Below are 26692 nucleotides of genomic sequence, written 5' to 3' on the forward strand. Positions count from 1 at the left end.
TCGAACGTCTCTCTCAGCGGATCTGTGGGCCGATGAAGCGGCTCTTGGCTTCAACCTGGGTGCCGGTGTCGTCGGCATCCTTGAGGATGAAGGTGATGTCGTTGGTGCTCGAGGGCAGTTTCTCGGGGGCGACCGACAGCTGCACCGGCAGGCTGACGATGTCGCCTGCGGCCACGCGGATCTCGCGTTGCCCGGACAGCTGCAGGCCAGGCAGGCCGGCGGCATCGAGCACGTAGACGTGGTCGCGCTGGTCCTTGTTCATCACCTTGAGGCTGTAGACGTTCTCGATCCAGCCTTGGGCGTTCTCGCGGTATAGCACGCGGTCCTTGCTGACGTCGAAGCCGACCAGCGAGCGGGTGGCGAAGGCGGTGGCCAGTGCACCGATCATCACCAGCAGCACCAGGGCGTAGCCAATCAGGCGCGGGCGCAGCATGTGGGTCTTCTGCCCGGAAAGATTGTGCTCGGTGGTGTAGCTGATCAGCCCGCGCGGATAGTCCATCTTGTCCATGATGCCGTCGCAGGCGTCGATGCATGCGGCGCAGCCGATGCATTCGATCTGCAGGCCGTCGCGGATGTCGATGCCGGTGGGGCAGACCTGCACGCACATCGTGCAGTCGATGCAGTCGCCCAGGCCCTGGGCTTTATAGTCGACGCCTTTCTTGCGCGGGCCACGGGCTTCGCCGCGGCGCGGGTCGTAGGAGACGATCAGCGTGTCCTTGTCGAACATCACGCTCTGGAAGCGCGCGTAGGGGCACATGTACACGCACACCTGTTCGCGCAGCCAGCCGGCGTTGCCATAGGTGGCGAGGGTGAAGAAGCCGACCCAGAAATAGGCCCAGCCATCGGCCTGGCCGGTGAAGAATTCGATGGCCAGTTCGCGGATTGGCGAGAAGTAACCCACGAAGGTCAGGCCGGTGACGAAGCCGATCAGCAGCCACAGGCTGTGCTTGGCCAGCTTGCGCAGGAACTTGTTGCCGCTCATGGGCGCCTTGTCGAGCTTCATGCGCTGGTTGCGGTCGCCCTCGGTGACTTTTTCGCACCACATGAAGATCCAGGTCCACACGCTCTGCGGGCAGGTGTAGCCACACCAGACACGGCCTGCGTACACGGTGATGAAGAACAGGCCGAAGGCGGCGACGATGAGGATGCCCGACAGCAGGATGAAGTCCTGCGGCCAGATGGTGGCGCCGAAGATGTAGAACTTGCGTTCGGGCAGGTTCCACCAGACGGCCTGGTGCCCGCCCCAGTTCAACCATACGGTGCCGAAGTAGAGCAGGAACAGCAATGCGCCGCCGACCATGCGCAACCTGCGGAACACGCCGGTGAAGGCGCGGGTGTAGATTTTCTCTCGAGAGGCGTAGAGGTCGACGGAATCCTTTCCTTTGTTGGCAGGCGGGGTGACGTCATGTACCGGAATCTGCTTGCTCATCATCAAGTCCCACGGCAGTGGAGAAATGCCAGGGCCAGTGCATGCCGGCCGTGGTCGCGCGCCTGTGTTGGCGCTCTGCGGCCCATGATACGCCTGTGATGGCAGGGTAGGGCTTGGCTGCGACGTTTAGTCGCGTTGGGTGGTCGTTTGAATCGTGTTATGGCGAGTGTCAATTGATCCAGGTCAGCCAGTGGTGCATTTGCCGGCCTCATCGCGGGACAAGCCCGCTCCTACAAGTACTGCACCAGCCTTGTGGGAGCGGGCTTGCCCCGCGATGAGGCCAGCCCAGGCTTACTCAGCCGGTTGAGCCGGCTCCGCCTGCTGCGACAGGCTGTACACATAAGCCGCCAGCAGGTGCACCTTGTCGTTGCCCTGGATTTCGGCCTGGGCGGGCATCTGCCCCTGGCGACCGTAACGAATGGTCTGCTGCAGCTGGGCGAAGCTCGAGCCGTAGATGAACGCCTGCGGGTGAGTCAGGTTGGGTGCGCCCATGGCGGGGGTGCCCTTGCCTTCAGGACCGTGGCAGGCCACGCAGTTGGCAGCGAAGAGTTTCTGCCCGTTGGCCGCGTCGGCCTTGATGCCCTCGGGCAGGCTGCGCCCGTCCAGGTTGGTCAGCACGAAGGCGGCGACGTCCGCCACGCCCTGCTCGCCGATCACCTCGGCCCAGGCCGGCATCACACCATGACGGCCATTCATGATGGTGGTCTTGATGGTTTCCGGTTCGCCGCCCCAGCGCCAGTCGCTGTCGGTCAGGTTGGGGAAGCCGTACGCTCCCTTGGCGTCCGAACCATGGCACACCGAGCAGTTGGAGGCGAACAGGCGTGCGCCCATCTTGAGGGCCTGCGGATCCTTGGCGACGTCTTCCAGCGGCATGGCCGCGAACTTGGCGAAGATCGGCCCGAAGCGGGCATCGGCCTTGGCCATTTCCTTTTCCCATTCGTGCACGCCGGTCCAGCCCGACTGGCCATTGCTGAATTCGGTCTGCTTGTCGTTATCCAGGTACGTATAGCCTGGCAGGATGCCTTTCCAGTTGCCCAGGCCCGGATACAGCGCCAGGTAGCCGAGGGCGAAGACGATGGTGCCGACGAACAGCCAGAACCACCATTTGGGCAGCGGGTTGTCGTACTCCTCGATACCGTCGAACGCATGGCCGACGGTTTCATCGGTGATCTCTTCGCGCTGGCCCTTGCGGGTCGACAGCAGCAGCCAGGTCAAGGCGAAGATGGTGCCCAGGGTCAGGACGGTGACGTACAGACTCCAGAAGGTTGTCATTGTTGTTTGCTCCCAGAAGCATTCTTTTGCGCGTGCTCGACATGCCGGCTGGCCTCGGGATCATCCGCGAAGGGCAGTTGCGTGGCCTCGTCGAAATCCTTCTTGCGCCGCGGGCTGAACACCCACAGCGCCAGGCCCACGAAGGCCACCAGCACGACGACGGTGCCCAGGCCGCGAATCATCCCGATATCCATCAGCGTCACCGTTTGCTCTTGATGAGGGTGCCAAGGCCTTGCAGGTACGCCACCAGGGCGTCCATCTCGGTCTTGCCCTTGACCGCATCGCGGGCACCGGCGATATCTTCGTCGGTGTAGGGCGTGCCGAGGGTGCGCAGCACTTCGAGCTTCTTGGCCGTATCCTTGCCATCGAGGTGGTTTTCCACCAGCCATGGGTAAGCGGGCATCTTCGATTCCGGCACCACGTTGCGCGGGTTGTACAGGTGTGCGCGGTGCCAGTCGTCGGAGTAGCGTCCGCCGACGCGGGCCAGGTCCGGGCCGGTGCGCTTGGAGCCCCAGAGGAAGGGGTGGTCCCACACGCTTTCACCGGCCACCGAGTAGTGGCCATAGCGTTCGGTCTCGGCACGGAACGGACGGATCATCTGCGAATGGCAGCCTACGCAGCCTTCGCGGATGTAGATGTCGCGACCTTCGACTTCCAGCGCGGTGCGCGGCTTCATGCCCTCGACCGGCTTGTTGGTGACGTCCTGGAAGAACAGCGGGACGATTTGCGTCAGGCCGCCGATGCTCACGGCGATGACCATGAAGAAGGCCAGCAGGCCTATGTTCTTCTCGACTGCTTCATGCTTCATCAGTGCGCTCCCACGACGACGATCTTGGCGGCTTCATCGGCCTGCGCCGGATTGGCAGCGCGTACCGTGCGCAGCACGTTGTAGGCCATCAGCAGCATGCCCGAGGCGAAGAAGGCGCCGCCCAGTGCGCGGACGATATAGCCCGGATGGCTGGCCTGCAGCGCTTCGACGAAGGAGTAGGTGAGGGTGCCGTCATCGTTGATCGCACGCCACATCAGGCCCTGGGTGATGCCGTTGACCCACATCGAGGCGATGTACAGCACGGTGCCGATGGTCGCCAGCCAGAAGTGCGCATTGATCAGGCCGACGCTGTGCATCTGCTCGCGGCCGTACAGCTTCGGAATCATGTGGTAAACCGCGCCGATGGAGATCATCGCCACCCAGCCCAGGGCGCCGGCGTGGACGTGGCCGATGGTCCAGTCGGTGTAGTGCGACAGCGAGTTGACCGTCTTGATCGCCATCATCGGCCCTTCGAAGGTCGACATGCCGTAGAACGCCAGCGACACCACCAGGAAGCGCAGGATCGGGTCGGTGCGCAGTTTGTGCCAGGCACCGGAGAGGGTCATCATGCCGTTGATCATGCCGCCCCAGCTCGGGGCCAGGAGAATGATCGACATCACCATGCCCAGCGACTGCGCCCAGTCGGGCAGGGCGGTGTAGTGCAGGTGGTGGGGGCCGGCCCAGATGTACAGGGTGATCAGCGCCCAGAAGTGCACGATCGACAGGCGGTAGGAGTAGATCGGACGCTCGGCCTGCTTGGGCACGAAGTAGTACATCATCCCCAGGAAGCCGGTAGTGAGGAAGAAGCCCACGGCGTTGTGGCCATACCACCACTGGATCATCGCGTCAGTGGCACCGGCGTAGGCCGAATACGACTTGAACAGGCTGACCGGCAGCGAGATGTGGTTGACGATGTGCAGCATCGCGGTGACCACGATGAAGGCGCCGTAGAACCAGTTGCCCACGTAGATGTGCTTGGTCTTGCGCTTGACGATGGTGCCGAAGAACACCACTGCGTAGGTGACCCAGACGATGGCCAGCAGGATTGCGATGGGCCATTCGAGCTCGGCGTATTCCTTGGTGGTGGTGTAGCCCATCGGCAGGGTGATCAGCGCGCCGAGGATCACCGCCTGCCAGCCCCAGAAGGTGAAGGCGGCCATGCCGTCGGAGATCAGCCGGGTCTGGCAGGTGCGCTGCACCACGTAGTAGCTGGTGCCGAACAGGGCACAGCCGCCGAAGGCGAAGATCACCAGGTTGGTGTGCAGCGGGCGCAGGCGTCCGAAGCTGGTCCAGGGCAGGTCGAAGTTGAGCTGCGGCCACACCAGCTGCGATGCGATGAAGACGCCGAGGCCCATGCCAAGGATCCCCCAGACCACCGTCATGATGGCGAACTGGCGGACGACCTTATAGTTATAAGCAGTCGGACTGATTGCTGTGCTCATGCTAAGGTTCCACGGTTTAGGTGTTCTTGTTGGTGGAAAAATCGGCGCCAGTCTCGATAGCCGCAATGGCTATGGCAACGCAAGGTACCCTGCGCCGACCCGTGTCCATACCCTTCCCACCACCGTCCCGTGGCGTTTCGGGTCGAACGATTGTACACAAATAAATATCTGTAATGTGTACCGTTTTTCACCTTTTTCTGATCGATCGGTCAAGCTTTTTTTTCGATGTCTTTTTCGCGCGCGGCGTCAGGCAATGCGCCGCGTCGAGGCCATCGCTGCAACGCGAGGCCACTGTGGCAACAAGCTTAGTTCCGTTCGGAGGGGGTGCAAGGGAGGGGGAGCGGCGCGCCCCTGTGGGAGGGCGAGTCGCCGCTCCCACAGGAGGATTTTGCGGGGTATTACTGGGCTGTCAGCGTTTCAGCGTTTTCATCATGGGACAGGCTGTACACGTAAGCCGCCAGCAGGTGCACCTTGTCGTTGCCCTGGATCTCGGCCTGAGCCGGCATCTGGCCCTGGCGACCATAGCGGATGGTCTGCTGCAACTGGGCGAAGCTCGAACCGTAGATGAACGCCTGCGGGTGAGTCAGGTCGGGTGCGCCCATGGCGGGGGTGCCCTTGCCTTCCGGCCCATGGCAGGCCACGCAGTTGCTGGCGAAGATCTCCTTGCCCTTGGCCACGTCGGCCTTGGCCCCTTCAGGCAGGCTGCGGCCATCGAGGTTGGTGAGCACGAAACCTGCGACATCCGCCACGCCCTGTTCGCCGATGACCTCGGCCCAGCCTGGCATCACGCCATGGCGGCCGTTCATGATCGAGGCCTTGATGGTCTCGGGTTCACCGCCCCAGCGCCAGTCCTTGTCAGTCAGGTTGGGGAAGCCGTAGGCCCCTTTGGCGTCCGAGCCATGGCACACCGAGCAGTTGGAGGCGAACAGGCGTGCGCCCATCTTCAATGCCTGCGGATCCTTGGCCACTTCCTCCACCGGCATGGCGGCGAACTTGGCGAAGATCGGCCCGAAGCGGGCGTCGGCCTTGTCCATTTCTTTCTGCCATTCGTTGACCTGGGTCCAGCCATTCTCGTAGCCGGGCAGGATGCCTTTCCAGTTGCCCAGGCCCGGGTAGAGGATCAGGTAGCCGACCGAGAACACCAGGGTGCCGACGAACAGCCAGAACCACCATTTGGGCAGCGGGTTGTCGTACTCCTCGATGCCGTCGAAGCTATGGCCCATGGTCTGGTCGGTGGTGTTGTTGCTCTGGCCCTTGCGGGTGCCGAGCAGCAACCAGGTCAGGCCGATCAGGCTGCCGATGGTCAGTACGCTGATGTACGTACTCCAGAAGGTGGTCATTGCCCGTTACTCCTCATGGCAGGTTCCTGCCCGGCAGGGGGCAGGCGGTCGTCGTCGAAGGGCAGCAGGCGCGCTTCGGCGAAATCACGGTCGCGGCGGCGGTTGAACACCCAGAGCGACAGGCCGATGAAGGCGATCATCACCACCAGGGTGCCGAGGCCGCGGATCATGCCGATGTCGAATTCCATCGTGCTTACCTCTTGTTCTTGATCGAGGTGCCCAGCACCTGCAGGTAGGCGACCAGCGCATCCATCTCGGTCTTGCCCTTGACCGCGTCGCGGGCACCGGCGATGTCTTCGTCGGTGTAGGGCACGCCGAGGGTGCGCAATACGCGCAGCTTGGTGTCGGTGTGGCTGTTGTCGACCGGCTGTGCGACCAGCCACGGGTAGGCGGGCATCTTCGATTCCGGCACCACGTTGCGCGGGTTGTACAGGTGCGCGCGGTGCCAGTCGTCGGAGTAGCGTGCGCCGACGCGGGCCAGGTCCGGGCCGGTGCGCTTGGAACCCCAGAGGAAGGGGTGGTCCCACACGCTTTCACCGGCCACCGAGTAGTGGCCATAGCGTTCGGTCTCGGCGCGGAATGGGCGGATCATCTGCGAGTGGCAGCCCACGCAGCCTTCGCGGATGTAGATGTCGCGGCCTTCCAGTTGCAGCGCGGTGTAGGGCTTCATGCCCTCGACCGGCTTGTTGGTGACGTCCTGGAAGAACAGCGGGACGATCTGCGTCAAGCCGCCGATGCTGACGGCGAACACCATCAGCAAGGCCAGCAGGCCGACGTTTTTCTCGATGACTTCATGTTTCATCAGGCGTGTCTCCTCAAGCCAGCTGGGCGTTCGCAGGGGCGGCGTCAAGCGCTGGCGAACGCACGGTGCGCCAGGTGTTCCAGGCCATCAGGAACATGCCGCTGAGGAAGATCGCCCCGCCGACGAAGCGCACGATGAAGCCGGGGTGGCTGGCCACCAGGGTTTCGACGAACGAGTAGGTGAGCGTGCCGTCGCTGTTGACCGCACGCCACATCAGGCCCTGGGCGATGCCGTTGACCCACATCGAGGCGATGTAGAGCACGGTGCCGATGGTTGCCAGCCAGAAGTGCGCGTTGATCAGGCCGATGCTGTGCATCTGCTGCTTGCCGAACACCTTCGGAATGGTGTGGTACAGCGCGCCGATGGAGATCATCGCCACCCAGCCCAGGGCGCCGGCGTGGACGTGGCCGATGGTCCAGTCGGTGTAGTGGGAGAGGGCGTTGACGGTCTTGATCGCCATCATCGGGCCTTCGAAGGTCGACATGCCGTAGAACGCCAGCGACACCACGAGGAAGCGCAGGATCGGGTCGCTGCGCAGTTTGTGCCAGGCGCCGGAGAGGGTCATCATGCCGTTGATCATCCCGCCCCAGCTCGGTGCGAGCAGGATCAGCGACATGATCATGCCCAGTGACTGGGCCCAGTCGGGCAGGGCGGTGTAGTGCAGGTGGTGGGGGCCGGCCCAGATGTACAGGGTGATCAGCGCCCAGAAGTGCACGATGGACAGGCGATAGGAATACACCGGACGCTCGGCCTGCTTGGGCACGTAGTAGTACATCATCCCCAGGAAGCCTGCGGTCAGGAAGAAGCCTACGGCGTTGTGGCCGTACCACCACTGCACCATGGCGTCGGTGGCCCCGGCGTAGACCGAGTACGACTTTGTGAGGCTGACCGGCATCTCCAGGTTGTTGACGATGTGCAGGATCGCCACGGTGAGGATGAAGGCACCGAAGAACCAGTTGCCCACGTAGATGTGCTTGGTGGTGCGCTTCATCAGCGTGCCGAAGAACACGATGGCGTAGCAGACCCAGACGATGGTGATCAGGATGTCGATCGGCCATTCCAGTTCGGCGTATTCCTTGGAGCTGGTGTAGCCCAGTGGCAGGCTGATCGCTGCCAGCAGGATCACCAGTTGCCAGCCCCAGAAGGTAAAGGCCGCCAGTTTTGGCGCGAAGAGGATGGTCTGGCAGGTACGCTGCACCGAATAATAGGAGGTGGCGAACAGGGCACAGCCACCGAAGGCGAAGATCACCGCGTTGGTGTGCAGCGGTCGCAGACGACCGAAGCTGGTCCACGGAAGGTCGAAGTTGAGGCTCGGCCAGACGAGTTGCGCGGCGATGAAGACGCCGAGCCCCATGCCGACGATGCCCCACACCACCGTCATGATGGCGAATTGGCGGACCACCTTGTAGTTGTAGGCGGTACTGCTGGTTGTGTTCATGTATGGGTTCCCATCCACGGTTATAGGCAGGCTAAACAGCGAGGCAAGCATGAAAGATGGGCAATGTGCCGGTATTGACGGGGATCAATGGGCCCAAGTGGGAAATGTCCCAGGCTTGCGCGTCGATCCTCCGCAAATCCGGGGCGATCAGGGGCGTTTCTGCAGCCTGATCCTGGCCCACGGCGCCGGTGCGCCGATGGACAGCGCGTTCATGGACGAAATCGCGCAAAGGCTGGCGGGGCTTGGGATCGGGGTGATCCGCTTCGAATTTCCCTACATGGCCGAGCGCCGGATAAACGGCGGCAAGCGTCCGCCCAATCCGCAGAAGGTGCTGCTCGAGTGCTGGCGCGAGGTGTATGGGCAGGTGCGACCATTGGTCACGGGCACCTTGGCCGTTGGCGGCAAGTCGATGGGCGGGCGCATGGCCAGTTTGCTGGCCGATGAGCTGGAGGTGGATGCGCTGGTGTGCCTGGGGTATCCGTTCTATGCCGTGGGCAAGCCGGAGAAGCCGCGGGTCGAGCACCTGGCCGAGCTGAAGACTCCGACGCTCATCGTTCAGGGCGAGCGGGATGCGCTGGGGAATCGGGAGGCGGTTGAGGGGTATGCGTTGTCACCGGCGATCGAGGTGAACTGGCTGGTGGCGGGGGATCATGATCTGAAGCCGCTGAAAGCTTCAGGGTTCAGCCATGAGCAGCATCTGCAGGCGGCGGCTGAGAAGGTGGCGGGGTTTCTGAAGGGTTAGCGCTGGATTCTTCGCGGGCAAGCCCGCGAAGAGCCTGATGCTTAGTCGCGATACTCGCACAGGTAAGCGGTATCGACCTTGACCTGCAGCTGGAACTTGCTGTCGGCAGGCACATTGAACTTGTCGCCGGCGTTGAAGGTTTCCCAGTTGTCGCTGCCTGGCAGCTTGACGATCAGGGCGCCGGAGACCACGTGCATGATCTCGCGCTTGGCGGTGCCGAACTCGTATTCGCCCGGGGCCATCACGCCCACGGTGGCCGGACCTTCTTCGCCTGCGAAGGCGATCGACTTGACGGTGCCGTTGAAGTACTCGTTGACCTGGAACATGGGCGACTCCTGAACAGAAGGGCTGAAAAAAGGCTGGCCAGTATGCCCAAGCCCTGCGCGGTCGTCATCTGCTTTCAGGTGAGGCTCAGTGGCAGCAACCGCGCGGTATTGCGTGCATCCTCCAGCGCCCGGTGCTGCTGGCCGACGAACTGCATGCCCGCCAGTTGCAGCGCACCGTTCAGGCCGGTGGGGCGCTGCAGGTGGCGGGCCTTGGCAAAGCGCTGCTTGAGGTTGATGTGCGGCAACTGCGCCAGCAGGCTGCTGACCTGATGCTGCCGCCATTCCTGCAACAACTGCTGGCGGTCGTAGTCGCCCCAGCTGACCCAGGCCTGCAACTGCGCCTGGTGATGACCGAGCCAGCGCTCGAACTGCGCCCAGATTTCGGCGAACGGTGCGGCGCTGTCGATACTGGCCTGGCCGATGTGCGTCAGCTCGCGGCAGAACGGTGTCAACTGCGGACGCCGCCGCGGCTTGACGAAGCGCTGGAAGTGATCGACCTCGCGGCCTTCGCGGGTGACCAGGCTTGCGCCGATTTCAATGATTTCCATCTCGGTGACCGGCCAGCCACCGTCGTCGGTCGTGGCTTCCAGGTCGATGACCAGCCAATGGCCCATACCAGGCTCCCTTGCAAGACGCTGTGGTCCGCGGCGTTAGGCATGGGCCAGGGCCGCGGGCCCCTGGGGTCTGTCTGAAATGTGTCTGCACTCGCGCAGACACATTTCAGACAGACCCTAGAGCGTAGCCAATCCAGAACCCTTACGGCATCCCCTGGCAGAATGCCGCTATTTTGGCATAACCAGCGGTTGTGCCCTGACAGGAAAACGCCTAGCTTAGGCGCATCAAGGTCCACGCCCGTGATTTGAGTGCCTCACTTGACGCCACTGCCCGCCCTCAAGGCCCTGTCATCCCTGATGATGCTCGCTGCACTGTGGCTGGCCGGCTCGGCCTGTGCCGCCGAAATGGTGGAGGTGCGGATCGGGGCCGCGCATTTCCCGCCTTATACGGTGCGTCCGGAGCAGGGGGCCGACACGGGGCTGTTGCCGCAGCTCGCCGAGGCACTGAACCAGCTCCAGGCCGGTTACCGTTTCGTTCTGGTGCCAACCTCGATCCCGCGTCGTTTTGGTGATTTCCAGCAGGGGCGCACCGACATGGCGATCTTCGAGAACCCGCAATGGGGTTGGCAGCAGATCCCGCACACGGTAGTCGACATGGGCCTGGAAGATGCCGAGATCTTCGTCGCCCATCGTCAGGCAGGGCGTGACCAGCATTATTTCGATGACCTCAAAGGCAAGCGCCTGGCGTTGTTCAATGGCTATCACTACGCGTTTGCCGATTTCAATCCCGACCCTGAATACCTGAAGAAGACATTCCGAGCCATCCTCTCTTATTCCCACGACAGCAACCTGTCGATGGTGCAACGCGAGCGTGCGGACATTGCCCTGGTGACCCGCTCGTACCTGAGTGACTACCTCAAGCGCAACCCGGCCAAGGGCAGCGAGCTGCTGGCCTCGGATCGGGTCGATCAGGTCTACCATCACTACGCGCTGCTGCGTCCTGGTGCGCCGATCCGCGCCGAAGTCTTCACCCAGTTGATGCAGCGCCTGCGCGACAGCGGTGAGCTGGCAGCGCTTTTCGGCCCTTATCGGATCACCGTGCAAACGCCGAACAATTAAATTCGCGGGCTGCGATCACGTTCAGACACTTGAGTGTGATTCCATTTTTCCGTGAGCCATGACCATGCCTTTCGACGCTGCTTCGACGCCGTTTTCCCTTCCTCGATGGCACAGCCTGCAAGGCGACGAGACCGGTTCCCGGTTGAGTCTGACCTTGGAGGGGCGCCCGCTGATCCAGGTACGCCTGGTGCCCGCCGACCCTGTTCAGGTTCACCTGGAAACCGTCTGCCCGGATCGAGGTGCCCAGGCCCTGTGGGCTGCCTGCTACTGGCTGCTGTCGCGCGATCCCGCCTGCCAGCGCCTGGCCTGGCATGTGCCGAAGGCGCCAGCGTGGGTACCGTCGTTGCTGGCGAGCGGCCTGCTGGTGCCCAGCGAGCAAGCGCACGTGTTGATCTGCGAGCGAGCGCTGTTCTGGCAGTTGCCGCAGCCCTGGCTTGGCGAGGTACAGAGCGGTGTCTACCCGCAGCAGATGCAGATCAGCAACGGCAAGCGCCATCCACGCCGCCCACCCAAACCCCGGGGCGAGGTGTATCGCCGTTTCGATGCGCGCCTGGGGGCGTGGGTGTCGCTACGCACCCTGGAAGTCGAGCAGGACCTGGCGCGTTTCAACCGTTGGCAGAACGAGCCCCGGGTCGCGCACTTCTGGCAGGAACAGGGCAGCCTGGAGCAGCACCGCGAATACCTGAGCAAGCTCGAGGCAGACCCGCACACCCTGACACTCATCGGCTGTTTCGACGATGAGCCGTTCGCCTACTTCGAAGCCTACTGGGCCAAGGAAGACCGCATCGCGCCGTTCTATCCGGCCGACGACTACGACCGCGGTATCCATATGCTCGTGGGCGAACAGGCGCACCGTGGCCCGCACAAGGTGGCGAGCTGGATGTCGGCGCTGGTGCACTACCTGTTCCTCGACGACCCGCGCACCCAGCGCGTCGTCGCCGAGCCGCGCGCCGACAACGGCAAGATGATCGGCTACATGCACGATCAGTGCTTCCACTGCGACAAGGAGTTCGATTTCCCGCACAAGCGGGCGGCGCTGATGATCCTGGGGCGTGAGCGTTTCTTCGATCGTTGCACGCTGGTCTAGCGGCGCGCAGGGCGTGGGCCGCTGTGCGGCCCGATCACGCTGACAGGTGCCGTGCGGTGCGCGCGGTACCTGTGAGGCGGTCAGCCCTCGGCCTGGCGGCTGTTCTTGCGGCAGTGGATCAGCGCGTCGCGGATCATGAAGTTGACCAGCGTTGGTGAGACCCCGAGCTCCTTGGCGATGTCTTTTTGCGGCACGCCGTGCAGGCGGTACATCTCGAACGCGTAGCGAGTGCGCTGGGGCAGCTCGTTGAGCGCTTCGGCGATGTGCTCGAGGGTCGCCAGGTTGATGTGGGTGGCTTCTGGCGAGGCATTCTGGATCACCACGTTCATGCCTTCTTCCTCGCTGCCCGAGTACTTCAGCTCCATCGCCTGCTTGCGGTAGTGGTCGATGGCCAGGTTGCGCACGATCTGGAACAGGTAGCTGAGCTGGGCCTTGAACGATGACGTGATCTGCGGCGCGGAACCGAGCCGGAAGAAGGCATCCTGCACCACATCCTCGGCGCGCGACCGACAGCCCGTGATACGGGCGGCAATCTTGACGAGGATGCTGCGATTGTCGACGAACGCCTGGAGTAATGGTGAATCGCACTTACTTGTGGATAGTTGTTCCGCCATGGAAATCACCTTGTCTCTGTGAGGAAAGGGAGCACACCGATTGGTCATGCTTCCTACGACGTGCGACAAACTATTCAGAATGATAATGATTGTCAAATACAGAAGTAAGTGAGTCTCTATTCGATTGTGGTCTAAGCTGCATGCCCTCCATGACCACTGTGTGAACGTCGTTCGCAGGCCCGCGACGTTTCTAATTATTTCTCAGGCCCATCCGTTCCCCTGTGTACATCCGGCCGCCGACTGCCGCTCGCCCGACGTGCCTTGCGCACCTGGCACGGCCCCGGCCCGACTTACCCAGACACTGGCAGGAACACTCCATGACGGACGCCTTCGAACTCCCGCTCACGCTGGTCCAGGCCCTGGCGCAACGCGCCGCGGCGACCCCGGACCGGATCGCCTTGCGCTTTCTTGCCGACGATCCCCGCGAACAGGCGGTGCTCAGCTACCGCGAGCTGGACCTGCGCGCCCGTACCATCGCCGCCGCCCTGCAGGCCCGCGCCACGTTCGGCGATCGGGCGATCCTGCTGTTTCCCAGCGGTCCGGACTATGTCGCGGCATTCTTCGGCTGCCTGTATGCTGGGGTGATCGCAGTGCCGGCCTATCCGCCGGAGTCTTCGCGCCAGCATCATCAGGAGCGGCTGCTGTCGATCATCGACGATGCCCAGCCGCGTCTGCTGCTGACGGTAGAAGCGCTTCATGACAGTTTGCAGGGCCTCGATGCTCTGGCGACGGATGCTGCCCCGGGCCTGTTGGCGGTGGACCGTCTGGCCCCTGAGCTGGCCGACGACTGGCGTGAACCGGCGCTGGCCGGCGAGCACATCGCCTTCCTGCAGTACACCTCTGGCTCCACCGCGCTGCCCAAGGGTGTGCAGGTCAGCCATGGCAACCTGGTGGCTAACGAGCAACTGATCCGCCAGGGTTTTGGCATCGACCTCAACCCTGACGATGTGATCGTCAGCTGGCTACCGCTGTACCACGACATGGGCCTGATTGGCGGCCTGCTGCAACCGATCTTCAGCGGTGTGCCCTGTGTGCTGATGTCGCCGGGCTACTTCCTCGCCCGGCCTCTGCGCTGGCTGCAGGCGATCAGCGAATACGGTGGCACCATCAGTGGCGGCCCGGATTTCGCCTACCGCCTGTGCAGCGAGCGGGTCAGCGAAGCGGCCTTGGCCGGGCTCGACCTCAGCCGCTGGCGGGTGGCCTACTCCGGTTCCGAGCCGATCCGCCAGGACAGCCTCGAGACGTTCGCCAGCAAGTTCGCCGCCTGCGGCTTCCAGGCGAGCAGCTTCTTCGCCAGCTACGGGCTGGCCGAAGCCACTCTGTTCGTCAGCGGCAGCCGACGCGGCCAGGGCATCGGCGCGCTGGAGCTCGATGCCGAGGCCTTCGCCGCCAACCGCGCCGAGCCTGGCAAGGGCAGCGTGCTGATGAGCTGCGGCTATCCGCAGCCGGGCCATGCGGTGCGCATCGTCGAACCGCAGCAACTGGCGGTGCTGGGCGATAACCGGGTGGGCGAAATCTGGGCCGGCGGCCCGAGCATTGCGCGGGGCTACTGGCGCAACCCCGAGGCCACGGCGCGTACCTTTGTCGAGATGGACGGCCAGACCTGGCTGCGCACCGGCGACCTGGGCTTCATGCGCGATGGCGAGGTGTTCGTCACCGGGCGGTTGAAGGACATGCTGATCGTGCGCGGCCAGAACCTCTATCCGCAGGATCTGGAGAAGACCCTCGAGCGTGAAGTCGATGTGTTGCGCAAAGGGCGCGTGGCGGTGTTCGCCGTGGATGATCGCGGCGAAGAGGGCATCGGCGTGGCAGTGGAAGTCAGCCGCAATGTGCAGAAAGCGGTGCCTGCGCAAGCGCTGATCAAGACCCTGCGCCAGGTCATCGCCGACGCCTGCCGCCAGGCGCCGGCCGCGGTCTTGCTGCTCAACCCGGGGGCGCTGCCCAAAACCTCCAGTGGCAAGCTGCAGCGTTCGGCCTGCCGTCTGCGCATGAGCGACGGCAGCCTCGATTGCTATGCTCGCTTCCCGGCAGATGCCGCGTCCTCCGAGCAGGGTGCCGGCGGCGATGCCCTGCAGATGCGCATCGCGGCGGTATGGCGCGACCTGCTCAAGGTCGAGGCGGTGACGGCGGACGATCACTTCCTGCTGCTGGGCGGCAACTCCATCGCCGCCACCCAGGTCACCGCGCGGCTGTCCGACGAGCTGGGTGTCACGCTCAGCCTGCGCACCCTGTTCGAAGCGCCTGTACTGGCCGACTACAGCGCGGCAGTGGCCTGCGTGCTGGAGCAGGGCGGGCAGGGCACCGGCGCCATCGCCACCCTCGATCGCGCCAAGGCATTGCCGCAGTCGCTGGCGCAGAACCGCCTGTGGTTGCTGTGGCAACTCGAGCCGCAGTCCGCTGCCTACAATATCCCGGCGGGCCTGCACCTGCGTGGCGAACTGGATGAGGCGGCGCTGCAGGCGAGCTTCCAGGCGCTGGTCGAGCGTCACGAATCCCTGCGCACGCGCTTCAGCGAAGTGGATGGCGAGGCCCTGCAGCATGTGCTGGCGCATGCCGACTTTGCCTTGCAGCGTGTCGATCTCGAAGGGGTGGACGCCAGCGAGATCGCCAATCGTCGCGAGCATGAGGCCCGTCAACCCTTCGACTTGCTCCAGGGGCCGTTGCTGCGGGTGACCCTGGCGCGCCTGGACGATGAAGAACACCAATTGTGGGTAACCCTGCACCATATCGTCGCTGACGGCTGGTCGCTGAATATCCTGCTCGAGGAGTTCGCCCGACTCTACGCCGCCCACTGCCAGGGCCAGCAACCCAATCTCGCGCCCCTGGCGCTGGGCTACGCCGACTACGGCACCTGGCAGCGCCAGTGGCTGGCAGAAGGTGAGGCTGCACGTCAGCTGGAATACTGGACGGCGCAACTGGGCGACGAATTGCCGGTACTCGACCTGTGCACCGACCATCCACGCTCGGCGCTGTGCGAGCAGCGCGCTGCGCGCCTGAACATGAAGGTGCCCGCCAAACTCGGCGAAGCGCTCAAGGGCCTGGCCCGTGACCAGCAGGCCAGCCTGTTCATGGTCCTGCTGGCGGGCTGGCAAGCCTTGCTGCAGCGCTACAGCGGCCAGTCCGACATCCGCGTCGGCGTCCCCAACGCCAACCGCCCGCGCCTGGAAACCCAGGCCATGGTCGGCTTCTTCATCAACACCCAGGTCATGCGTGCCGAGTTCGACGGCCGTACGCCGTTCGACCAGTTGCTTGCCCAGGTGCGCGAGCGCACCCTTGGCGCCCAGGCGCACCAGGACCTGCCGTTCGAGCAACTGCTCGAAGCGCTGCCCCAGGCCCGTGAGCAGGGCCTGTTCCAGGTCATGTTCAACCACCAGCAGCGCGACCTTTCCGCGCTGCGCCGCCTGCCCGGACTGCTTGCCGAAGAGCTGCCGTGGCACAGCCGCGAGGCCAAGTTCGACCTGCAGCTGCACAGTGAGGAAGACCACCAGGGCCGGCTGACACTGGCCTTCGACTACGCCGCCGAGCTGTTCGACGCCAGCACCGTCAAGCGCCTGGCTCAGCACCTGCTGGCGCTGTTCGAACAGGTCTGCGCCCAGCCGCAACTGGCCGTGGGCGAGGTGCAACTGCTGGATGAGCCAGGCCGCGCGCAACTGCTCGCCTGGGGTCAGGCCCCTGCCGAGCCCGCCAGAGCCTTGCTGGTCGAGCAGCTCAACGAGCAGGCGCGTCTGACACCGGAGCGCGTCGCCCTGGTGTGGGAGGGCGGTCAGCTCGACTACGCCAGCCTGCACCAGCAGGCCAACCGCCTGGCTCACTACCTGCGCGACAAGGGCGTCGGCCCGGACACATGCGTGGCCATCGCGGTCGAGCGCTCGCCGCAACTGCTGGTCGGCCTGCTGGCGATCCTCAAGGCGGGCGGCGCCTATGTGCCGCTGGATGTCGACTACCCGGTCGAACGCCTGGCCTACATGCTCGCCGACTGTGGTGCGGGCCTGCTGCTGAGCCAGAGCACCCTGCTCGAGCGCCTGCCCCAGGTCGAGGGCGTCAGTACCATCGCGCTCGACCAGCTGCACCTGGACACCTGGCCCAGCCAGGCCCCGGGCCTGCGCCTGGAAGGCGAGCACCTGGCCTATGTGATCTATACCTCCGGCTCCACCGGTCAGCCCAAGGGCGTGGGCAACACCCATGCTGCCCTGGCCGAACGCCTGCAATGGATGCAGGCCACCTATGCGCTGGACGACCACGACGTGCTGATGCAGAAGGCTCCGATCAGCTTCGACGTGTCGGTGTGGGAATGCTTCTGGCCGCTGGTCACCGGCTGCCGCCTGGTACTGGCAGGCCCTGGTGAGCACCGTGATCCGCAGCGCATCGCCGCACTGGTGCAGCAGCATGGAGTGACCACGCTGCACTTCGTGCCGCCGCTGTTGCAGGTGTTTGTCCAGGAGCCGCTGGCCGCAGGTTGCACCAGCCTGCGTCGGCTGTTCTCCGGCGGCGAGGCGCTGCCTGCCAGCCTGCGCGACCGGGCCCTGGCCTTGCTCCCCCAGGTGCAGTTGCACAACCGTTATGGCCCGACCGAGACCGCGATCAACGTCACCCACTGGCACAGCCAGCGCGAGGATGGCGAGCGCTCGCCCATCGGCCGTCCACTGGCTAATGTGCTGTGCCGTGTGCTGGATGATGAATTCGAACTGACCGCACCGGGCGTGCCGGGCGAACTGTGCCTGGGCGGCGCGGGCCTGGCCCGTGGCTATCTGGGACGTCCGGGACTCACCGCCGAGCGTTTCGTGCCGCAACCCGATGGCGACGGCCAGCGCCTGTACCGCAGCGGCGACCGCGCGCGCTGGCTGGTGCACGATGGTGCGCTGGAATACCTCGGGCGCCTCGACGAGCAGGTCAAGGTGCGCGGCTTCCGCGTCGAGCCTGAAGAAGTCCAGGCCGTGCTGCTGGCCCAGCAAGGGGTCGAGCAGGCGTTGGTGCTGATCCACCGCGACGCTGTCGGCGCGCAGTTGGTCGGCTACTACAGCGGTGTCGAGCAGAGTGCCGCCTTGCTGGCGACCCTCGGCGCGCAACTGCCTGCTTACATGGTGCCAGCGCAGTTGATTCACCTCGCGCAGATGCCCCTGGGCCCGAGCGGCAAGGTCGATCGCAAGGCGCTGCCGGCGCCGGTCTGGCAGCAACGCCAACACGTCGAGCCGCAGTCCGCGCTGGAGCAGCAAGTGGCGGCGATCTGGCGCGAGGTGCTGAACCTGCCCCAGGTAGGCCTGCAGGACGACTTCTTCGCCCTCGGTGGCCACTCGCTGCTGGCCACCCAGATCGTTTCGCGCTGCCGCCAGGCCTGCGACGTCGAGCTGCCGCTCAAGGCGCTGTTCGAGGCCAGTGAGCTGGGTGCCTTCTGTACCGAGATCGCGCGGATCCGAGCCAGCGGTGGGTGCAACCTGCAGGGTGCGATCACCCGTGTCGATCGCCGTCAGGCCGTGCCGCTGTCGTACTCGCAGCAGCGCATGTGGTTCCTCTGGCAGATGGAACCGGACAGCCCTGCGTACAACGTCGGCGGCATGGCGCGTCTATGCGGCGCGCTGCATGTGGACGCTTTCGAGCGTGCCCTGCAGGCGTTGATCGTACGCCACGAGACCCTGCGTACCACCTTCCCCAGCATCGATGGCAAGCCCTACCAGTGCGTGGCTGACGACAGCGGCCTGCACCTGGACTGGCAGGACTTCAGCGCGCTGCCGGCCGACAATCGCCAGCAGCGTCTGCAGCGGCTGGCCGACGAGCAGGCGCACCAGCCGTTCGACCTGGAGCGTGGTCCGTTGCTGCGTGCCTGCCTGGTCAAGGTGCAGGAGCGTGAGCACTATTTCGTCCTGACCCTGCACCATATCGTCACCGAGGGCTGGGCGATGGACATCTTCGCCCGTGAGCTGGGCGAGCTTTACGAAGCCTTCGTCGACGAGCGCGAGTCGCCGCTGCAGCCGCTGCCAGTGCAGTATCTGGACTACAGCGTCTGGCAGCGCCAGTGGCTCGAAGGCGGTGAGGGCGCGCGCCAGCTCGACTACTGGAAAGCGCGCCTGGGCGACGAGCATCCGGTCCTGGCACTGCCGACGGACCGCCCGCGTCCAGCGGTGCAGAGCCATCGCGGCGAGCTGTACCGCTTCGACCTCGACCCGGCGCTGGTCGAGCGTGTGCATGCGTTCAACAGCCAGCGCGGGCTGACCCTGTTCATGACCATGACCGCCACGCTGGCCGCACTGCTGCACCGCTACAGCGGCCAGCGCGACCTGCGTATCGGCGCGCCGGTGGCCAACCGCATCCGCCCGGAAAGCGAGGGGCTGATCGGTGCCTTCCTCAACACCCAGGTGCTGCGCTGCGAACTGGATGGGCAGATGAGCGCCGCCGCACTGCTCGAGCAGATGCGTCAGACCATCATCGACGGCCAGTCGCACCAGGACCTGCCGTTCGAACAACTGGTCGAAGCCCTGCAACCGCCGCGCAGCAGTGCCTACAACCCGCTGTTCCAGGTGATGTGCAACGTGCAGCGTTGGGCCTTCCAGCAAAGCCGCACCCTGGCGGGCATGCAGGTGGACTATCTGGTCAACGACGCCAGCGCCACCAAGTTCGACCTGTACCTGGAAGTCACCGACCTGGACGGCCGGCTCGGCTGCTGCCTGACCTACAGCCGCGACCTGTTCGATGAGCCGCGCATCGCGCGCATGGCCGAACACCTGCAGCAGTTGCTGGCGGCGATGCTCGAAGATCCGCAGCAACGCCTGTGCGAGCTGCCGATGCTGTCGGGTGCCGAGCAGCAGGAGCTGGTCGGGCAGCTTCAGGGCGAACAGGATTTCGATCTCGACCAGACCCTGCACGGGCTGTTCGCCGCCCAGGTGGAGCGCACGCCGCAGGCCCGGGCCTTGACCTTCGCCGGCCAGCACCTGAGCTACGCCGAGCTCGATCAGCAGGCCAACCGTCTGGCCCGAGCCCTGCGTGAGCGCGGGGTCGGCCCGCAGGTGCGGGTGGGCCTGGCGCTGGAGCGCTCGTCGCAGATGGTGGTCGGCCTGCTGGCGATCCTCAAGGCCGGTGGCGCCTATGTGCCGCTCGATCCGGAATACCCGCTCGAGCGCCTGCACTACATGATCGAGGACAGCCGCCTGGGCCTGCTGATCGGCCAGCGCGAGCTGCTCGCGACCCTTGGCGAACTGCCGGCCGGTGTCGTCACCTGGAGCCTGGAGGACGACGCAGCGTCGCTGTCCGCCTACAGCGATGCGCCACTGGACAACCTCACCCTGCCGCAGCACCAGGCCTACCTGATCTACACCTCCGGCTCCACCGGCAAGCCCAAGGGCGTGGTGGTCAGCCATGGCGAGATCGCCATGCACTGCCAGGCGGTGATCGCCGACTTCGGCATGCGCAGCGACGATTGCGAGCTGCATTTCTATTCGATCAACTTCGATGCGGCCAGCGAACGCCTGCTCACGCCGCTGCTGTGCGGGGCACGTGTGGTGCTGCGCGCCCAGGGGCAGTGGGGCGCCGAAGAGATCTGCGACCTGGTGCGCGAGCAGCAGGTGAGCATTCTCGGTTTCACCCCGAGCTATGGCAGCCAGCTGGCGCAGTTCCTGGCCGGGCGTGGCGAGCAACTGCCTGTGCGCCTGGTGATCACCGGCGGCGAAGCGCTGACCGGCGAGCACTTGCAGCGCATCCGCCAGGCCTTCGCCCCGCAGCAATTCTTCAATGCCTACGGCCCGACCGAAACCGTGGTCATGCCGCTGGCGTGCCTGTCCCCCGAAACCTTGTCGGCCGATGCTGGCAGCGTGCCGATTGGCCGCATGATCGGGGCGCGCACCGGCTACATCCTCGACGAGGACCTGGCGCTGTTGCCCCAGGGCGGCATCGGTGAGCTGTATGTCGGTGGCGCGGGCCTCGCCCAGGGCTATCACGACCGCCCGGGGCTGTCGGCCGAACGTTTCGTCGCCGATCCCTTCAGCCATGACGGTGGCCGGCTGTATCGCACCGGCGATCTGGTGCGCCTGCGCGCCGACGGGTTGGTCGAGTACATCGGCCGCGCTGACCAGCAGGTGAAGATCCGTGGTTTCCGTATCGAGCTGGGCGAGATCGAAAGCCGTCTGCAGGAGCACGCCGATGTCGAGGAGGCCGTGGTTCTGGCCCTCGACCTGCCGGGCGGCAAGCAACTGGTGGGCTACCTGGTCTGCGCTCAGGCCAAGGCGAGCAGTGATGCCCAGGCGCACCTGCGCGAGGCGATCAAAGCCCATGCACGGCAACACCTGCCCGACTACATGGTGCCTGCGCACCTGGTACTGCTCGATCGCCTGCCGCTGATGGGCAATGGCAAGCTCGACCGTCGTGCGCTGCCAGCGCCGGATCTCGAGCAGGCACACCAGCTGTACCAGGCGCCGGCCAATGAGTTGGAGGCGCAGTTGGCGCAAATCTGGCGCGAGGTGCTCAATGTCTCGCGCGTGGGTGTGCAGGACAATTTCTTCGAACTGGGCGGTGACTCGATCCTGTCGATCCAGGTGGTCAGTCGCGCCCGTCAGTTGGGCCTGCAGTTCACCCCGCGCGACCTGTTCCAGCACCAGACCATCCAGACCCTGGCAACCGTGGTCACCCATGGCGCGGGGCCAACGCATGTGGAGCAGGGGGCGCGTCAGGGCCGTATCGGCCTGACGCCGATCCAGCATTGGTTCTTCGACAGCGAAGTGCCACAGCCACAGCACTGGAACCAGGCTGTGCTGCTCGAAGCACGCAAATCGCTGCTCGCTGACCGGCTTGAGGCTGCGCTGGCGGCGCTGGTGCAGCATCACGACAGCCTGCGCCTGCGCTTCACCCAAGTGGCTGGCCGCTGGCAGGGGGAATACGACCAGGCCGGCGCCCAGCCGCTGCTGTGGACGGCGACCGTCGCTGACTTCGACGATTGCCAGGCGCTCTATACCGACGTGCAGCGCAGCCTCGACCTGCAGCAAGGGCCCCTGTTGCGCGGCCTGCTGCTGACCGATGGCGCAGGCGCGCAACGCTTGCTGCTGGCCATCCATCACCTGGTGGTCGACGGCGTGTCCTGGCGTGTAGTGCTGGAGGACCTGCAGGCGCTGTACCGCGGTGAAACCCTGGCGGCCAAGACCCATGCAATGGGCGACTGGTCGGCGCGCCTGGCCAGCTATGCCGGCAGCGACTCGCTGCGTGACGAGCTGGGCTGGTGGGAGGGACAGCTGGGTCGTGTACGCCGCGAGCTGCCGTGCGATCACCCGCAGGGCGGCAACCTGCACCGGCATGCGCGCACCTTGGCCATCGAGCTCGACACCGAGCAGACCCGCCAACTGTTGCAGCAGGCGCCAGCGGCCTATCACACCCAGGTCAACGACCTGCTGCTGACCGCTCTGGCACGCACCCTGAGCCACTGGAGCGGCGATGAGCAGGTGCTGGTACAGCTCGAGGGGCATGGGCGCGAAGGGCTGTTCGAAGATATCGACCTGACCCGCAGCGTCGGCTGGTTCACCAACGCCTATCCGCTGAGCTTGAGCCCGGCAACCGGCGACGACGATGCCGCGCGCAGTGCGTCGATCAAGGGCATCAAGGAGCAACTGCGCCAGGTGCCGCACAAGGGGCTGGGTTATGGTGTGCTGCGCTACCTGGCCGATTCTGCGGGGCGTGAGCGCATGGCGGCGTTGCCACAGGCGCGCATCACCTTCAACTACCTCGGGCAGTTCGACCAGCAGTTCGACGCCAATGCCGTGTTCCAGCCGCTGGATGCCCCTGCGGGGCTGGCCCATGACCCGGACGCGCCACTGCCCAACTGGCTGAGCGTGGATGGCCAGGTCTATGGCGGTGCCTTGCAACTGCGCTGGACCTTCAGTACAGAGCGCTACGACGAGGCGACCATCGCCGAGCTGGCCGAAGCCTATCGCCAGGAACTGCTGGCGCTGGTCGCCCACTGCCTGGTCGAGGGCAACGGCAGCTTCACGCCGTCGGACTTCCCGCTGGCCCAACTGACCCAGGAGCAGATCGACACGCTGCCGGTGCCGGCTGGCGAGATCGAGGATGTCTACCCGCTGACGCCAATGCAGGAAGGGCTGCTGCTGCACACCCTGCTGGAACCCGGCACCGGCATCTACTACATGCAGGACCGCTACCGCATCAACAGTGCGCTGGAGCCGGAGCGCTTCGCTCAGGCCTGGCAGGCGGTGGTGGCGCGCCACGAGGCCCTGCGCGCGTCGTTCAGCTGGAACGCCGGCGAAGCGATGCTGCAGATCATCCACAAGCCCGGCAAGACCGCCGTCGACTACCAGGACTGGCGCGACCTCGATGACGCCAGCCAGGAAGCCCGCCTGCAAGCCCTGCACAAACAGGAGCGCGAAGCCGGATTCGAGTTGCTGCGCGAGGCGCCGTTCCACCTGCGCCTGGTGCGTGTGGCCGATGAGCGCTACTGGTTCATGATGAGCAACCATCACATCCTCATCGATGCCTGGTGCCGCTCTTTGCTGATGAACGATTTCTTCGAGGTCTACCAGGCGCTGGGCGAAGGCCGTGCCGCGCAGTTGCCGGTGCCGCCGCGCTATCGCGACTACATCGGCTGGCTGCAGCGCCAGGACCTGGACGAAGCACGCCAGTGGTGGCAGGCCAACCTGGCCGGCTTCGAACGCGCCACGGCGATCCCCAGCGACCGCCCGCTGCGCCATGACCACGCCGGGGACGGCATGATCGTCGGCGATTGCTACACCCGCCTTGAGGTGAGCGAGGGGGCGCGTCTGCGTGAACTGGCGCAGGCTCATCAACTGACCGTCAACACCTTCGCCCAGGCGGCCTGGGCACTGGTACTGGCCCGCTACAGCGGCGAGCGCGACGTGGTGTTCGGGGTGACCGTTGCCGGGCGCCCGGTGGGCTTGCCGCAGATGCAGCGCACGGTCGGGCTGTTCATCAACAGCATCGCCTTGCGCGTGCAGCTGCCGGCGGCCGGCGAGCGCCAGAGCGTGCGTCAGTGGCTGCAAGGCCTGCTCGATCGCAACATGCAGTTGCGTGAATACGAGTACCTGCCGCTGGTGGCGATCCAGGAGTGCAGCGAGCTGCCCAAGGGGCAGGCGCTGTTCGACAGCCTGTTCGTGTTCGAAAACGCGCCGGTCGAGAGCAATGTGCTTGACCACGCCCAGCACTTGAACGCCAGCTCCGACTCGGGCCGTACCCACACCAACTTCCCGCTGACAGCGGTGTGCTACCCGGGTGACGACCTGGGCCTGCACCTGTCGTTCGACCAGCGCTACTTCGACTACCCGACCGTCGAGCGCCTGCTGGCCGAATTCAAGCGTCTGCTGCTGGCGCTGGTCGAAGGCTTCGAGGGTGAGGTCCAGGCACTGCCACTGCTGGGTGCCGACGAGCAGCGCTTCCTGCTCGAGGACTGCAACCGCACCGAGCACGCCTATACCTTGGAGCAGAGCTATGTCGAGCTGTTCGAGGCACGCGTTGCGGCGCACCCCGAGCGTATCGCCGCCCGTTGCCTGGAGGCGTCCTACGACTATGCCGGGCTCAACCTGGCCGCCAACCGCCTGGGACATGCGCTGGTCGCAGCCGGAGTGAGCATCGATCAGCCCGTTGCCCTGCTGGCCGAGCGTGGTCTGCCGCTGCTGGGGATGATCGTTGGCAGCTTCAAGGCCGGTGCGGGTTACCTGCCGCTGGATCCGGGCCTGCCCTCGGCGCGCCTGCAGCGTATCGTCGAGCTCAGCCGCACACCGGTGCTGGTGTGCAGCGCCGCCTGTGCCGAGCAGGCGGGTCAGTTGCTCGACGAGTTGAGCGGGGCGGTACGGCCGAAGCTGCTGGTGTGGGAGGATATCCAGGCTAGCCAGGTCGCTGGCCACAACCCGGGTATCCACAGCGGGCCGGACAACCTGGCCTACGTGATCTACACCTCGGGCTCCACCGGACTGCCCAAGGGCGTGATGGTCGAGCAGCGCGGCATGCTCAACAACCAGCTGAGCAAGGTGCCGTACCTGGCGCTGGACGAGCACGACGTGATCGCCCAGACCGCTTCGCAGAGCTTTGACATCTCGGTGTGGCAGTTCCTGGCAGCGCCGCTGTTCGGGGCCCGTGTCGAGATCGTGCCAAATGCCATTGCCCACGATCCCCAGGGCTTGCTGGCGCATGTCCAGGCCAGCGGTATCACCGTGCTGGAAAGCGTGCCTTCGTTGATCCAGGGCATGTTGGCCAACGATCATCAGGCATTGGATGGCCTGCGCTGGATGCTGCCGACCGGCGAGGCGATGCCTCCGGAGCTGGCCGCCCAGTGGCTGGAGCGCTATCCGCAGATCGGCCTGGTCAACGCCTATGGTCCGGCCGAATGTTCGGACGATGTGGCGTTCTTCCGTGTCGATGCCGACTCGACCCGCGGCAGCTACCTGCCCATCGGAACCCCGACCGACAACAACCGCCTGTACCTCTACGGCGAAGAGCAGACGCTGGTACCGTTGGGCGCGGTGGGCGAGCTGTGCGTGGCCGGCAGGGGTGTCGGTCGCGGTTATGTTGGCGACCCGGTGCGTACGGCCCTGGCCTTCATCCCGCATCCGCATGGAGGGCCGGGCGAGCGCCTGTATCGCACCGGCGACCTGGCGCGGCGCCGTGCCGATGGTGTGCTCGAATATGTCGGGCGCATTGACCACCAAGTGAAGATCCGCGGCTACCGCATCGAACTTGGCGAAATCGAAGCGCGCCTGCACGAGCAGCCGCAGATTCGCGATGCGGCAGTCGGTGTCCAGGAGGGCGCCAATGGCAAGCATCTGGTTGGCTACCTGGTAGCCCATCAGGGCGTGGTGGCCGATGCGGGTCTGCTCGAGCAGATCAAGCAGCGTCTGCGTGCCGAGTTGCCGGAGTACATGGTGCCCCTGCACTGGGCCTGGTTCGATAACCTGCCGCACAATGCCAATGGCAAGCTCGATCGCAAGGCGCTGCCGGTCATCGAGATCGGTGGCCAGCACAGCCAGGACTACCTGGCGCCGCGCAGCGAGCTGGAAGAGACCCTGGCCGCTATCTGGGGCGAGGTGCTCAAGGCTGAGCGGGTCGGGGTGCGCGACAACTTCTTCGAACTGGGCGGGCATTCTTTGCTGGCCACGCAGATTGCCTCACGCGTGCAGAAGCGCCTGCAGCTGAATGTGCCGCTGCGGGCGATGTTCGAGTGTAGCACCGTGGAAGAGCTGGCGGCGTATGTCGAAGGGTTGCAGGGCAGTGCGTTGGATGAGGATAAGGTGGATCGGTTGAGTGATCTGATGGCGGAGTTGGAGGGGTTGTAACAGGCCACGACACCCGCGCGGGAGTGCTGGTGTCGTGCTGTATTTAAAGCCGTGTGATCTTAATGCTTCTTTTGCGCTTGCTAGGCCCGGGTCTATCGGATCTTTTCCTTTGCGCTGAAGAGGCACTTGACAGGGTTGAGCTACTTGACAGAGTTGAACTACTTGATAAGTCCGGGCTGCTTGACGTGCTTGGACGCCGGCTGGGGTTTAAGCTACCGCCGGCGGGGGCTGGCAACAGTACTTCCGGAGTTTCTTGGCCCGGTGTACTAGGCCGTCGAGGTAGAGTCTGTTCAGTATTAGATAAAACTTCCGATTCCATATTGACGACGTTATCGGAAGGGCCATTTGGGTGGGGAGGTGGGCTGGACATGCGGCTCATTTCAATATCGGGTTCCCCTGGGGCTGGGTCGGGAGGCGGAGGAGGTAGGTTTCGCATGTTAAAAGCCTC

16 protein-coding genes are annotated in these 26692 nt (G+C 64.9%); 4 read left to right on the forward strand and 12 right to left on the reverse strand.

The window, feature by feature from the left end:
- Positions 1–13: 13 nt before the first annotated feature.
- From ccoG to ccoN (APH44_RS23310), 9 genes are all read right to left on the reverse strand, one after another.
- Complete coding sequence (ccoG, locus tag APH44_RS23270) at positions 14–1429, reverse strand: cytochrome c oxidase accessory protein CcoG (RefSeq protein WP_054894764.1); 1416 nt, start codon at positions 1427–1429, stop codon at positions 14–16.
- A 291-nt stretch (positions 1430–1720) separates the two neighbouring features.
- On the reverse strand, positions 1721–2701 hold the full coding sequence (ccoP, locus tag APH44_RS23275) for a cytochrome-c oxidase, cbb3-type subunit III (RefSeq protein WP_054894765.1): 981 nt from the start codon (positions 2699–2701) through the stop codon (positions 1721–1723).
- Positions 2698–2895: a CcoQ/FixQ family Cbb3-type cytochrome c oxidase assembly chaperone gene (locus APH44_RS23280; RefSeq protein ID WP_054894780.1), complete on the reverse strand. Its 198-nt coding sequence runs from the start codon at positions 2893–2895 to the stop codon at positions 2698–2700. The genes ccoP (APH44_RS23275) and APH44_RS23280 overlap by 4 nt, the downstream gene beginning before the upstream one ends.
- 5 nt (positions 2896–2900) lie before the next feature.
- Complete coding sequence (gene ccoO, locus APH44_RS23285; protein ID WP_054894766.1) at positions 2901–3509, reverse strand: cytochrome-c oxidase, cbb3-type subunit II; 609 nt, start codon at positions 3507–3509, stop codon at positions 2901–2903.
- The gene (gene ccoN / locus APH44_RS23290; RefSeq protein ID WP_054894767.1) at positions 3509–4951 is read right to left on the reverse strand and encodes a cytochrome-c oxidase, cbb3-type subunit I; all 1443 of its coding nucleotides are present in this window, start codon (positions 4949–4951) and stop codon (positions 3509–3511) included. The genes ccoO (APH44_RS23285) and ccoN (APH44_RS23290) overlap by 1 nt, the downstream gene beginning before the upstream one ends.
- 398 nt (positions 4952–5349) lie before the next feature.
- Complete coding sequence (gene ccoP / locus APH44_RS23295; RefSeq protein ID WP_054894768.1) at positions 5350–6291, reverse strand: cytochrome-c oxidase, cbb3-type subunit III; 942 nt, start codon at positions 6289–6291, stop codon at positions 5350–5352.
- Positions 6288–6479: a cbb3-type cytochrome c oxidase subunit 3 gene (locus APH44_RS23300; RefSeq protein ID WP_054894769.1), complete on the reverse strand. Its 192-nt coding sequence runs from the start codon at positions 6477–6479 to the stop codon at positions 6288–6290. The genes ccoP (APH44_RS23295) and APH44_RS23300 overlap by 4 nt, the downstream gene beginning before the upstream one ends.
- Positions 6480–6484: 5 nt before the next feature.
- On the reverse strand, positions 6485–7093 hold the full coding sequence (gene ccoO / locus APH44_RS23305) for a cytochrome-c oxidase, cbb3-type subunit II (RefSeq protein ID WP_054894770.1): 609 nt from the start codon (positions 7091–7093) through the stop codon (positions 6485–6487).
- A gap of 13 nt (positions 7094–7106) precedes the next feature.
- Positions 7107–8531, reverse strand: coding sequence for a cytochrome-c oxidase, cbb3-type subunit I (ccoN, locus tag APH44_RS23310; RefSeq protein ID WP_054894771.1), 1425 nt, complete (start codon positions 8529–8531; stop codon positions 7107–7109).
- A gap of 49 nt (positions 8532–8580) precedes the next feature.
- Here ccoN (APH44_RS23310) and APH44_RS23315 point away from each other — a divergent pair, with 49 nt between their 5' ends.
- On the forward strand, positions 8581–9273 hold the full coding sequence (locus APH44_RS23315) for an alpha/beta family hydrolase (protein ID WP_054894772.1): 693 nt from the start codon (positions 8581–8583) through the stop codon (positions 9271–9273).
- A gap of 41 nt (positions 9274–9314) precedes the next feature.
- On the opposite strand, the gene APH44_RS23320 is transcribed toward APH44_RS23315, so the two are convergent.
- Together APH44_RS23320 and APH44_RS23325 are read right to left on the reverse strand one after the other, a co-directional pair.
- Entirely contained in the window at positions 9315–9599 is a 285-nt protein-coding gene (locus tag APH44_RS23320; RefSeq protein ID WP_054894773.1) for a pyrimidine/purine nucleoside phosphorylase, read from the reverse strand.
- Positions 9600–9673: 74 nt separating this feature from the next.
- The gene (locus tag APH44_RS23325; protein WP_054894774.1) at positions 9674–10213 is read right to left on the reverse strand and encodes an exonuclease domain-containing protein; all 540 of its coding nucleotides are present in this window, start codon (positions 10211–10213) and stop codon (positions 9674–9676) included.
- A 258-nt stretch (positions 10214–10471) separates the two neighbouring features.
- Here APH44_RS23325 and APH44_RS23330 point away from each other — a divergent pair, with 258 nt between their 5' ends.
- A complete protein-coding gene (locus tag APH44_RS23330; RefSeq protein ID WP_054894775.1) occupies positions 10472–11272 on the forward strand; it encodes an ABC transporter substrate-binding protein in 801 nt (266 codons plus the stop codon).
- Positions 11273–11336: 64 nt separating this feature from the next.
- Positions 11337–12359, forward strand: a complete 1023-nt coding sequence (locus tag APH44_RS23335; protein WP_054894781.1) for a GNAT family N-acetyltransferase — start codon at positions 11337–11339, stop codon at positions 12357–12359.
- An 80-nt stretch (positions 12360–12439) separates the two neighbouring features.
- Here APH44_RS23335 and APH44_RS23340 read toward each other — a convergent pair whose 3' ends face one another.
- Positions 12440–12973 (reverse strand): RNA polymerase factor sigma-70, encoded by a 534-nt coding sequence (locus tag APH44_RS23340; protein WP_054894776.1) that lies wholly within the window; start codon positions 12971–12973, stop codon positions 12440–12442.
- Between the two features lie 317 nt (positions 12974–13290).
- On the opposite strand from APH44_RS23340, the gene APH44_RS23345 reads away from it, so the two are divergent.
- Positions 13291–26244, forward strand: a complete 12954-nt coding sequence (locus APH44_RS23345; protein ID WP_054894777.1) for a non-ribosomal peptide synthetase — start codon at positions 13291–13293, stop codon at positions 26242–26244.
- The last annotated feature ends 448 nt before the right edge of the window (positions 26245–26692 follow it).

The organism is Pseudomonas sp. NBRC 111143 (assembly GCF_001320965.1).
In the GTDB taxonomy this organism is placed as follows: Bacteria; Pseudomonadota; Gammaproteobacteria; order Pseudomonadales; family Pseudomonadaceae; genus Aquipseudomonas; species Aquipseudomonas machongensis.

Excerpts from the sequence above, each read along its gene's own strand:
- ccoG (WP_054894764.1), bottom strand. The coding sequence starts at position 1,429 with ATGAGCAAGCAGATTCCGGTACATGACGTCACCCCGCCTGCCAACAAA.
- ccoP (WP_054894765.1), bottom strand. The coding sequence starts at position 2,701 with ATGACAACCTTCTGGAGTCTGTACGTCACCGTCCTGACCCTGGGCACC.
- APH44_RS23280 (WP_054894780.1), bottom strand. The coding sequence starts at position 2,895 with ATGGATATCGGGATGATTCGCGGCCTGGGCACCGTCGTCGTGCTGGTG.
- ccoO (WP_054894766.1), bottom strand. The coding sequence starts at position 3,509 with ATGAAGCATGAAGCAGTCGAGAAGAACATAGGCCTGCTGGCCTTCTTC.
- ccoN (WP_054894767.1), bottom strand. The coding sequence starts at position 4,951 with ATGAGCACAGCAATCAGTCCGACTGCTTATAACTATAAGGTCGTCCGC.
- ccoP (WP_054894768.1), bottom strand. The coding sequence starts at position 6,291 with ATGACCACCTTCTGGAGTACGTACATCAGCGTACTGACCATCGGCAGC.
- APH44_RS23300 (WP_054894769.1), bottom strand. The coding sequence starts at position 6,479 with ATGGAATTCGACATCGGCATGATCCGCGGCCTCGGCACCCTGGTGGTG.
- ccoO (WP_054894770.1), bottom strand. The coding sequence starts at position 7,093 with ATGAAACATGAAGTCATCGAGAAAAACGTCGGCCTGCTGGCCTTGCTG.
- ccoN (WP_054894771.1), bottom strand. The coding sequence starts at position 8,531 with ATGAACACAACCAGCAGTACCGCCTACAACTACAAGGTGGTCCGCCAA.
- APH44_RS23315 (WP_054894772.1), top strand. The coding sequence starts at position 8,581 with ATGAAAGATGGGCAATGTGCCGGTATTGACGGGGATCAATGGGCCCAA.
- APH44_RS23320 (WP_054894773.1), bottom strand. The coding sequence starts at position 9,599 with ATGTTCCAGGTCAACGAGTACTTCAACGGCACCGTCAAGTCGATCGCC.
- APH44_RS23325 (WP_054894774.1), bottom strand. The coding sequence starts at position 10,213 with ATGGGCCATTGGCTGGTCATCGACCTGGAAGCCACGACCGACGACGGT.
- APH44_RS23335 (WP_054894781.1), top strand. The coding sequence starts at position 11,337 with ATGCCTTTCGACGCTGCTTCGACGCCGTTTTCCCTTCCTCGATGGCAC.
- APH44_RS23340 (WP_054894776.1), bottom strand. The coding sequence starts at position 12,973 with ATGGCGGAACAACTATCCACAAGTAAGTGCGATTCACCATTACTCCAG.
- APH44_RS23345 (WP_054894777.1), top strand. The coding sequence starts at position 13,291 with ATGACGGACGCCTTCGAACTCCCGCTCACGCTGGTCCAGGCCCTGGCG.